The sequence below is a fragment of the Spirillospora sp. NPDC052269 genome (assembly GCF_040679435.1).
GTDB lineage: Bacteria > Actinomycetota > Actinomycetes > Streptosporangiales > Streptosporangiaceae > Spirillospora.
In genome coordinates this window covers 157,861-167,897 of the sequence record NZ_JBFAUU010000023.1, presented here as the reverse complement: position 1 = coordinate 167,897, position 10,037 = coordinate 157,861, and the positions used below count along the sequence as shown (strand labels likewise).

Here is a 10,037-nt window from a genome sequence, read left to right as displayed (position 1 = left end):
GCGCCGCGAGCCAACCGCACCCGAACCCACTCCACCTGCGCCTCCCGACCGCCGAAATCACCGATCGCCGCCGGAAGATTCACCGGCCGCGGCACTGCCGACTCTGGCTCCGGTCCTGGGTCCGGCTCTGGCACTGGCGTTGGCTCCGGTGCTGGCTCAGGCCTCGGAGCCGGCCTCAGAACGGGCACGGACGGCGCAACCTCGAGACCCTGGTCGCCCTCCAGGATGGTCTGCTGGAGTCTGCGCAGCTCAACCCCCGGATCCAGGCCCAGGCCGTCCGCGAGGACGGCACGGCACTCCTCGTAGGAGCACAACGCGTCCGCGACCCGCCCGGCGCGATGGAGAGCGAGGATCAGCTGTGCCCAGAGCCGCTCCTGGTAGGGGTGCTCGGCCACGAGGATCCGCAGCCCGGCCACCAGTTCGGCGCTTTCGTCGAACCTCGATTCGGCGTCGGCCCACTCGAGCGCCGCGGCCAGCCTCCGCTCCTCCAGGAAGTGCCCGTCGCCGCTCAGCCCCGGAGCCGCGTCCGAGATCGACCGCCCCCGCCAGGCCCACAACGCCGCACGGAACCGTTCGGCCGCCTCCTGGAACCGCCCTTCGGCCAGGTGGACTCGGGCGGCCTTGCTCGCGGCCTCCATCCCGGTCAGGTCGATCTGATCCCGTTCGACATGGAGGGCGTAGCCCTGCGCGTGCCGCTCGATCACGCCTGGACCGAGCAGTGCGCGAAGTTGCGAGATCTGCTTGTGGAGTTGCTGGACGGCGGTCGTCGGAGGCTCCTCACCCCAGAGCCAGGTGATGATCCGGTCGGACGAGACCGGTCTGCCCGCACGTAAGGCCAGTCCGGCCAGAAGTGTCCGCTGCTTGACCCCGCCGAGCTGCAGCCGGTCCCCGCCGCGCCACGCCTCGATCGGTCCAAGAAGGAGAATCCGCAGCCGCTCCTCCTCGCCCATCCGCCCACTCCCGTCCGCGACGTGGTGTGCATCCGCCTCCGTCAAGATCGCTCTGGCCATCCGTCCCGTCAAGGCGACGGCGGGGGAAGGTCCCTCAAGATCACGTTCCTTGGTGATCACGTACAAATTCGGCGCGGGATTTGGGCAACCGATGAGGTGTGACGGCGGCCGCCCCTGCCACGAGCGCTGTCCGCGGCGGAGAACGCGGTGTGCGCGTCGCCGTCGGACGTTCGTGGGTAGTTCGTACCGGGGGGGGACGACCCCGGCCGCGCAGGCCGCCGCGCGTGACGGCCGCGGGGTGGAGTGCGTAGCATCCGATCAATCGATCGATCGATTGGAGTTTCAGGTGCGTATCGATGCGGTTCTGACGGATCTGGTCGGGCTGAGCGTGGATCCGGGGCGGCCCGTGGTGCGGCGGATCGGCGTGCATCAGGGGCGGATCGTCGGGGTGGACGAGGAACTCGACGGGGTCGTTGCCCGGCGGGTGGTCTCCCTGGACGGGGCGTGCGTGGTCCCCGGCTTCAACGACGCGCACAACCACATGACGCTCTTCGGGATGTCCCGGACGGAGATCGACCTCGCGAGCCCGCCGATGCGGACGGTCGAGGACGTGTACGCGGCGGTCGCCGAACGGGCCCGGACGCAGCCGGCCGGGACGTGGATCATCGGGTCCGGGTACGACCAGAACAAGATCGGCGGGCATCCGCACCGGGACGGGCTGGACGCCGTCGCGCCCGATCATCCGGTGTGGCTGCGGCACACGTCGGCGCACATGTCGGTCGCCAACTCGCGGGCGTTGTCGGCGGCGCTGGACGGGGCGACGGTTCCGGAGGGCGGCAAGGTCGCGACCGATCCGGACGGCCGGCCGAACGGCCTGCTCGAGGAGCAGGCGCAGATGCTGCTGCGCAGGTTGCGGTACCCGTTCCCGGAGGAGCAGATCGTCCAGGCGATCGGGGCGGCGAGCGGGCAGTACCTGAGTGAAGGCATCACGACCTGCACCGAAGCCGGGATCGGGCGCGGCTGGATCGGGCACTCGCCGGTCGAGGGCGCCGCGTACCAGGTCGCCCGGGAACGCGGGCTGCTCGGTGTCCGGGTGCGGCTGATGGTGGCGTCCGACTCGGCGCGGGAACTCGAGCGGGAGCCGGGGCTGGCCCCGGCGAACGGTCTCGACCTGGGGTTCCGCACCGGGTTCGGGGACGCGTGGCTGCGCCTCGGGGCCATGAAGATCTTCGCGGACGGGTCGCTGATCGGGAAGACGGCGGCGATGTGCTGCGACTTCGAGGGCGAGGCGGGCAACAGCGGCTACCTGCAGATGGACGCCGAGGCGCTGCGCGAGCGGATCCTGCGGGCGCACGCCGGCGGATGGCAGGTCGCGACCCACGCGATCGGCGATCGAGCGATCGATATCGTCCTGGACGCGTATGCCGAGGCGCAGGCCGCCCAGCCGCGCCCGGACACGCGGCACCGCATCGAGCACTGCGCCGTCACCCGTCCTGACCAGGTCGAACGGCTGGCCGAGCTCGGCGTCGTGCCGGTGCCGCAGGCGACGTTCGTCGGGCAGATCGGCGACGGGATGCGGGCGGCGCTGGGCGAGTCGCGGGAACCGTGGTGCTACCGGCAGCGGTCGTTCCTGGACGCGGGACTGGTCGTTCCGGGCAGTTCGGACCGTCCGGTCGTCCGGGGCAACCCGCTGCTCGGCATCCACGACATGGTCAACCGCCGGACGCAGAGCGGCGAACCGCTCGCCCCCGGCGAGGCGGTCAGCCCGATCGAGGCCCTCGCGTCCTACACGGCGGGTTCGGCGTACGCCGGATTCGACGAGCGCGACATGGGGACGATCACGCCCGGCCGCCTCGCCGACCTGGCCGTTCTCGACAACGACCTGACCGCCGTCGACCCCGCGCGGATCAAGGACGTCCGCGTGCTCGCGACCATGGTGGACGGCGAGTTCGCCTACCGGGCGCCCGGCATCACCTTCGACGTCTGACCCACGAGCTCAGCGAACGGGCTGGTTCAGCGCATGGACGGTCCGGCTCAGCGGACGGACGGGGTGGTCTCCGGCCAGGCGGCGGCCACGGCGGGCTGGAGGTCGAGGTCGTCCAGGAGTCGCTCGATCGTTCGATGGTCACGGCTGCAGGACAGCAGGCTCAGCGCCATCTGCGCGTAGGTGGTGGTGAGGTCGCGCAGCGACATCTCCCCGGACGTCGAGTACCAGCCCGCCACGCCCGAGCACATCTGGAGGAGCGCGATCCGGGCGATGCGCTGGTCCTGGACGGCGAAGGTTCCGGACGCGCATCCGTCCGCGATCGTGTCCGCCCAGAACTTCTCGTAGCGGTCGCGGAGCTCGACGGCCCGGTCGAGCCGGTCGCCGTCCAGGCTGCGCAGCTCGTTGTCGACGACCGCGGTCTCCTCGGGATGCGTGGCGTGCGACCAGACGTGCAGGTAGACCAGGCCGCACAGGCGGGCCTGCGGATTCAGGTCGGGGGAGAGGCGGCCGGCGGCGTCGATGAGGCGGCGCGAGCTGTCCTGCGTGATCGCGAAGAGCAGCTCCTCCTTGGTGCCCATGTAGTGGTACAGCGTCGAGGAGTTGATGCCGACGGCCTTGGCGAGCTGGCGGATCCCGGTCGCGTGGAACCCCCGGGTGGCGAACAGATGCACCGCCGCGCGCCGGATCTGCTCCTCGGTGCCGCCGGCCGCGGCCCCGCTCCCGCGCGTCCTCGGGACGCTCGCTCGTGCCATGGAATGCCGTCGCTTTCTGTTCCGCCGGATCGGGCCCCGGCCCGGGCTTCGCGGGGCGGGGACGGGACGGGTTCCGGCCGCCCCGAGGCGTTCCGGACGGTGTCCGGGCCGCGGGTTCCCAGCGTATAGGCGGGTCGTGCGGCCTCGTTCGGACTCTTGACGGAGCGGCCGCACCCGGTTTAGCGTCCAGCCCAATCGATCGATCGATCGAGGATAGGGCATCGCGACGATGGAGGCAGGATGGCCCAGGTGAAAGACCCTCTCGCCGCGTCCGGTACGCGGCCGGTGGAGGTGACCTTCGACGGCGCGGTGGCCGTCGTCCGCCTCGACCGCCCGCACCGGCTGAACGCGGTCAACCCCGAACTGGTGGACGGCCTGCTCGACGCGCTCGCCCGCTGCGCGGAGGCCGCCGGGACGGAGATCGGCGCGGTGGTCCTCACCGGGAACGGCCGCGCCTTCTGCGCCGGACACGACCTGAAGGAGCCGCGCGAGCAGCCGACCCCGCTGGTCGAGCGCCTCGACCGGCTCCAGGAGGTCACCCGCCGGATCCGCGCCCTGCCCGTCCCGGTGATCGCGGCCGTCCACGGCCACGCGGTCGGCGCCGGCGCGGAGTTCGCGCTCGGCTGCGACCTGGTCGTCGCCGCAGAGGACACGGTGTTCCGCTTCCCCGAGGTCGGGATCGGGCTGAGCGTCACCGGCGGGGTCAGCCGCCTGCTGCCCGCGCTGGTCGGCCCGGCGAAGGCCAAGGAACTGGTGATGCTGGGCGAGCCCGTCCCCGCGCGTGAGGCCGAGCGGATCGGCCTGGTCAACCGGGTCGTCCCGGCGGGCGCCCAGCTCGACGCCGCCCTCGAATGGGCCCGCCGCCTCGCGTCCCAGCCGGCGCTGTCGACGTCCCTCGCCAAGGCCGCGCTGGACGAGGGCACCGACGGGACGCTCCAGAGCGCGCTCGCCCTGGAGATCGCGCACGCCCTGGTCACCGACGCCGCGATCGCCGACGAGGAGTCCGCGCGCGCCGCCCTGCGCGGCAGCCGGGCGAGGAACGCTTGATGCCCGCCTCTCCCGACCCCCTGGCTCCACAGGCGGCCCCATCCGCCTCGGATGTGTTTCCGCAGGCCAAGGCGGAGAAAGTGTCGGCCGGGGCGCGGGTGGAGACCCTGGACGGGCTGGTCCGGCGGGCCGCGGCGCTGTGGCCGGAGCGGGTCGCCTGGACGTTCGACGAGACGGGCGAGCGGCTGACGTTCGCCGAGGTCGACCGCCGGACGGACGCGCTCGCCGCGCTGCTCACCGGGCACGGCGTGAGGCCGGGCGACCGGGTCGGCGTGATGGTCCGCAACCGGCCCGAGTTCCCGTTGAGCTGGCTCGCGGCGGCGAAGGCCGGCGCCGCGATGGTCCCGGTCAACACGGGCTACCGGCAGTACGACGCGACGCACGTGATCGCGCACGCGGGCTGCCGCGTGATCCTCACGACCGGCGAGTTCGTCCCGCTGATCGAGGAGATCCGGTCCGCGACCGACCTCGTCCACGTGATCGACCTCGATCGCATCGCGCCCCCGCCTCCGGAGGGTGACCGTCCGGTCAACGCGCTTCCGCACGGTGTGCCGCCCAACGGCGCGCTTCCTGAGGGGACCGTCCTCTACAGCCTGCCGTCCCCAGAGCCGGTTTCGGTTGCGGAGAGTGTGGCGAACGTCCAGTACACGTCCGGCACGACGGGCGCACCTAAGGGATGCGTGCTGCCGCACCGCTACTGGACGAGCCTGGCCGCCGGGCTCGTCGACGGGTGGCCGAACCTGGGCGAGGACGACGTCATCCTCACCGCGCAGCCGTTCCACTACATGGACCCGCAGTGGAACGTCGCCGTCGGGCTGATGGCGGGGGCGTCGCTGGTCGTGCTCGACCGGTTCCACCCCACGACGTTCTGGGACAAGGTGCGCGAACACGGCGTGACCTGGTTCTACTGCCTCGGCCTCATGCCGAGACTGCTGCTCGACATGCCGCCGTCGCCGGACGACCGGAACCACCGGGTCCGGGCGATCTGCGCGTCCGCGATCCCGCCCGCGCTGCACGCCGCGCTGGAGGAGCGCTGGGGCGTCCCCTGGTTCGAGGCATTTGGGATGACCGAAACCGGCAGCGACATCCGGCTCGGCCCGGAGGACCACGACGCGACCGTCGGCACCGGATGCCTCGGCCGTCCCGTCCCCGGCCGCGAGGCGATGATCGTCGGACCGGACGGCGCGACGCCCGTGCCGCGCGGTGGGACCGGTGAGCTGGTCCTGCGCGGGACCGGCATGATGCACGGCTACTTCCGCGACCCCGACGCCACCGCGCGCGCGTTCGCCGGCGGCTGGTTCCACACCGGTGACCTGGCCCGGATGGACGATGAGGGCCGCGTCTACTACGTCGGGCGCACCAAGGACATGATCCGCCGCAGCGGCGAGAACGTCTCCGCGCAGGAGGTCGAGACCGTCCTGCAACTGCATCCGCGGGTCACGCTGGCCGCCGTCCTGCCCGAGCCGGACGAGCTGCGCGGCGAGGAGGTGCACGCGGTCGTCGTCGTCGAGGGCGGCGCGGACACCGTTCCGCCGGACGAGCTGATCGCCCACGGGCGTGCCCAGCTCGCCTACTTCAAGGTCCCGCGCTACTGGACATACATGGACGAACTTCCGCGCACGGCGTCCGAACGCGTCTCCAAGGCGGCCGTCCGAAACCTGCTCTCGACCAGCCCCACCTACGACGGAACGTCCGGCGCATGGACGTGACGTCCCCGCCCACGTGGGAGATCCCCACGACGGTCCACTTCGACGAGTTCGACGTGAACGGCCACCTGCACAACGCGCGCTTCGCGCTGCACGTGGAACGCGCCACGACCGCGCTGTTCGCCCGAGCCGGATTCGACACCACCGCCACCCTCGACCGCGACGACGACCTGCGCTACGCCGTCGCCGCGTTCACGATCGAGTTCGCCGCGCCCGTGTCCCGCCCGGGACCGCTGCTCGTCGAACTCACCCTGCGCCGCCTCGGCCGCACCAGCGCCGAGTGGGCGTTCGCCTGCCGCACCGAGCCGGGTGCGGCGCCCAGCGCGACCGGAACCCGGACGATCGTGAAGATCGATCCGGCCGGCCGCCCCACCCCCTGGACCCCGCGAATGCGCGACCTCGCCCCCCTGGAGGCGCCGTGACCATTCCCGAAACCCGAACCGAGACCGCGGCCCCGCAGGACGACCCGGCGCTGAAGCCGGCCCTCGCGGACCGCCAGATGAGCATGATCGCGATCGGCGGCGTCATCGGCGCCGGCCTGTTCGTCGGCAGCGGCAGCGTGATCAAGTCCGCCGGACCGGCCGCGCTGGTCTCCTACGCCGCGTCCGGCCTGCTGGTCGTGCTGGTGATGCGGATGCTCGCCGAACTGTCGGTGACCACCCCCGCGACCGGCTCGTTCGCCGCCTACGCCTCCCGCGAGCTCGGCAGCTGGGCCGGCCTCGCGATCGGCTGGATGTACGCCTACTCCTGGTCGGTGACCGTCGGCGTCGAGGCCGTCGTCGGCGGCGGCCTGGTCCACAAGATGCTGCCCGACGTGCCCGGATGGTCCGCGGCACTGCTGTTCATGGTCGTCCTGACCGGCGCGAACCTGGTCGCGGTGCGCGCCTACGGCGAGTCCGAATTCTGGTTCGCGCTCATCAAGGTCATCGCGATCGTCCTGTTCATCGTGCTGGGCGTGCTCGCCATCGCGGGCCTCATGCCGGGCGTGGACGCGCCGGGCACGAGCAACCTGGTGCACCACGGCGGGTTCGCGCCGCACGGCTGGTACGCCGTCGTGCCCGCGGCGCTCGTGGTGATGTTCGCGCTGAACGGCGCCGAGGTCGTCACGATCGCGGCCGGAGAGGCGGTCCGCCCGGCCGAGGCGGTGCGCAAGGCCGTCCGGTCCACGGTGACCCGGATCCTGATCTTCTACATCGGCTCGGTCGCGGTGATCGTGACGCTGCTCCCGCACGACTCGGCGAGCGTCACCACCAGCCCGTACGCGGCGGTGCTCGACACCCTCGGCCTCCCGCACGCCGGGACGGCCATGGACGTGATCGTCCTCGTCGCCGTCCTGTCCTGCCTGAACTCGGGCATCTACACCTCGTCCCGGATGATGTTCGCCCTGGCCGCGAACGGCGAGGCGCCCCGCATCCTCGGCCGCACCAACCGCCAGGGCGTGCCGGTGGCGGGCGTCCTGCTGGCGTCCATCGCCGGATTCGTCACGGTCTGCGCCAACTACTTCGTCAGCACCACCGCCGTGTTCGACTTCCTGGTGAACTCCAGCGGCTCGGTGATCGTCCTGCTCTACCTGACGATCGCCGTCACCCAGCTCCGCGCACGCGCCCGCGCCGACCGCGAGGGCTTCGTCCCGACCGTCCGCATGTGGGCACACCCCTACCTCACATGGCTGGTCGTGGTGGTGCTGGGCGCAATGCTGATCTTCCTGGCCACCCACTCCGACACCCGCCGCTCCCTGATCCTCACCCTCTCGGTAGCTGCCATCGCGGTCATCGCAGGCATAATCCGCCAATCCCGCCGCTGACAACCCAGCCCGCCCCGGCCGAGTGCTTTCCCTGCCGGAGAGTCGCTCAGCCGGTGCGGCGCCGGCGGTCGTGGGGGTCCTCGTCGGTGATCCCGATGTCGAACGCCTTCCGGACGTAGTGGACGTAGCGGACGTAGCGGACGAGCCTTTCGGTTCGCCCGCCGCGTTCGCTCGTCAGCGGTTTGCCCGGATGGTCGCCTGCCGGGTCCTGGCAGGCTTGGCAGTCCCGTAGGTCGTGGCCAGGCGAGCGGCGGCGATGGCGCTGTTGATGGAGATCTCGCCGCGCATCCCCGGCGCCGCCACCATGTCCCCGACCAGGTAGACCCCGTCCCCACGGTCGATGGACGGACGGTCCCGCCAGGTCTGACCGGGCAGGTCGAGCGCCCCGGTGCGTCCCTTCGCGATCGCGGTCCGCTCGAACGTCACCCGATCGCCCCACCCCGGCAGGACCTGATCGGCGAACGCGCGCAGCCGCCCATGCGCCTCCTGACGCCGCTCATCCCGGTGGACGGGCACCTGCAGCTGGAACAGGGACTCACCGCGTGGCGCGATCGAGTCGTCCTGCATGGTGTAGCACTCGTGGAAGGCGCCCTCGTCCAGGTCGAAGACGATCGTGCGGTCCCTCCGGTCGGCCCGGACGGCTATGTCGAGCAGGGCACAATGTCCGCTCGTCCAGGACAGGTTCTCATCACCTAGCAGCCGGGCCGCAGACGCCACCTGCGTCGCGACGATCACTGGACCGTCCTCGGGCAGGGCGTCCACGCGGGATCCGGTCTCGATCCGCACGCCGAGCTCGGCCGCGCGCCGTGCCATCCGGTCGAGGACGTTCTGCCAGCCGCCCTTCACCCACCGGACGGCCGGCACGCGCGGCCCGTGAACGCGCTGGAACAAGTCCCAAACGAACGCGGCGGACAGGCGTCCGGTGTCGGCGTCGTACGTGGTCACGGCGATCATGCTGGCCAGCCGCCGCGCCGTCTCCTCACCCCACCTCCCGGACGCCCAGCTGTGGAAATCCTCGTCCACCGGCGCCTTCAACCATCCGCGTGACTGCGCGCGCAGCACCCCTGGCGGGGGAGCGGCGCGCAGCCGTCCGTCCACACGGAATCGCACGCGAGAGAAGGCCAGGGGCGACGGCCAGCCCAGCCCTGCCACCAGGCCACGCTTTTTCAACCACTGGTAGTGAGGCCCGTCCGCGTAGAAGACATGCGCCCCGTCATGAGCCATATGAAGCGCCGACGCCGTCGCCCGTCCACGTCCACCGACCTTCTTGTGCGCCTCATGGAGAACAACGGAAGCCCCCTTCTCAGCACACGCGATGGCCGCGGTCAGCCCGCCAAGCCCGCCGCCGACAATGGTGATGGTCCTACCCTGGGTGGTCATGCCATCAAGGACGACTAACCCCTCCCCCTTGTGACACGCCCCCACAGAATCCCCCTCCCACCGCTCACCAACCTCCCCGCCCCACCCGTCCACCTCCGGCATGCCGACGCGAGCAGCCCCCACCAACGTGCTGCCCACGAGGCCCAAGAACCGTCAGCCCGCCCGAGCCCCGAGAGACCCAGGCCAGGGCAACAGACCCAGGCCAGCCCCGAGAGGTCCAGGCCAGCCCCGAGAGGTCCGGGCCAGTCTGAAAGGCCCAGGTCAGGGCGAGAGGCCCAGGTCAGCCGCGAGAGGCCCGGGCCGGTCTGAGAGACCCCGGGCCAGTTGGGGAACCCGAGGTCAGGATGGGACCCCAGGGTCAGGATGGGACCCCAAGGTCAGGATGGACCCAAGGCAGCGCGAGACCCCAAG

Annotated in this window: 8 protein-coding genes; 5 read left to right on the top strand and 3 right to left on the bottom strand. The window is 71.6% G+C overall.

Annotated features, from left to right (window positions below; translation table 11 throughout):
* On the bottom strand, positions 1-950 hold a 950-nt coding region (locus AB0L06_RS37750; protein WP_500236007.1), incomplete at its 3' end, for an AfsR/SARP family transcriptional regulator.
* Positions 951-1,296: 346 nt separating this feature from the next.
* On the opposite strand from AB0L06_RS37750, the gene AB0L06_RS37745 reads away from it, so the two are divergent.
* Complete coding sequence (locus AB0L06_RS37745; protein ID WP_500236006.1) at positions 1,297-2,937, top strand: amidohydrolase; 1,641 nt, start codon at positions 1,297-1,299, stop codon at positions 2,935-2,937.
* Between the two features lie 47 nt (positions 2,938-2,984).
* Here AB0L06_RS37745 and AB0L06_RS37740 read toward each other — a convergent pair whose 3' ends face one another.
* On the bottom strand, positions 2,985-3,689 hold the full coding sequence (locus AB0L06_RS37740) for a TetR/AcrR family transcriptional regulator (protein WP_500236005.1): 705 nt from the start codon (positions 3,687-3,689) through the stop codon (positions 2,985-2,987).
* 240 nt (positions 3,690-3,929) lie between these two features.
* Here AB0L06_RS37740 and AB0L06_RS37735 point away from each other — a divergent pair, with 240 nt between their 5' ends.
* The 4 genes from AB0L06_RS37735 (at position 3,930) to AB0L06_RS37720 (ending at position 8,246) form a co-directional block, all read left to right on the top strand.
* Positions 3,930-4,736 (top strand): enoyl-CoA hydratase/isomerase family protein, encoded by an 807-nt coding sequence (locus AB0L06_RS37735; RefSeq protein ID WP_500236004.1) that lies wholly within the window; start codon positions 3,930-3,932, stop codon positions 4,734-4,736.
* A gap of 80 nt (positions 4,737-4,816) precedes the next feature.
* Positions 4,817-6,445, top strand: coding sequence for an AMP-binding protein (locus AB0L06_RS37730; RefSeq protein WP_500236003.1), 1,629 nt, complete (start codon positions 4,817-4,819; stop codon positions 6,443-6,445).
* Positions 6,436-6,864 (top strand): acyl-CoA thioesterase, encoded by a 429-nt coding sequence (locus AB0L06_RS37725; protein ID WP_500236002.1) that lies wholly within the window; start codon positions 6,436-6,438, stop codon positions 6,862-6,864. The genes AB0L06_RS37730 and AB0L06_RS37725 overlap by 10 nt, the downstream gene beginning before the upstream one ends.
* Positions 6,861-8,246: an amino acid permease gene (locus AB0L06_RS37720; RefSeq protein ID WP_500236001.1), complete on the top strand. Its 1,386-nt coding sequence runs from the start codon at positions 6,861-6,863 to the stop codon at positions 8,244-8,246. Before AB0L06_RS37725 ends, AB0L06_RS37720 begins: the two co-directional genes overlap by 4 nt.
* Positions 8,247-8,420: 174 nt before the next feature.
* On the opposite strand, the gene AB0L06_RS37715 is transcribed toward AB0L06_RS37720, so the two are convergent.
* Positions 8,421-9,626, bottom strand: a complete 1,206-nt coding sequence (locus AB0L06_RS37715; protein ID WP_500236000.1) for an FAD-dependent oxidoreductase — start codon at positions 9,624-9,626, stop codon at positions 8,421-8,423.
* Between the last annotated feature and the right edge of the window lie 411 nt (positions 9,627-10,037).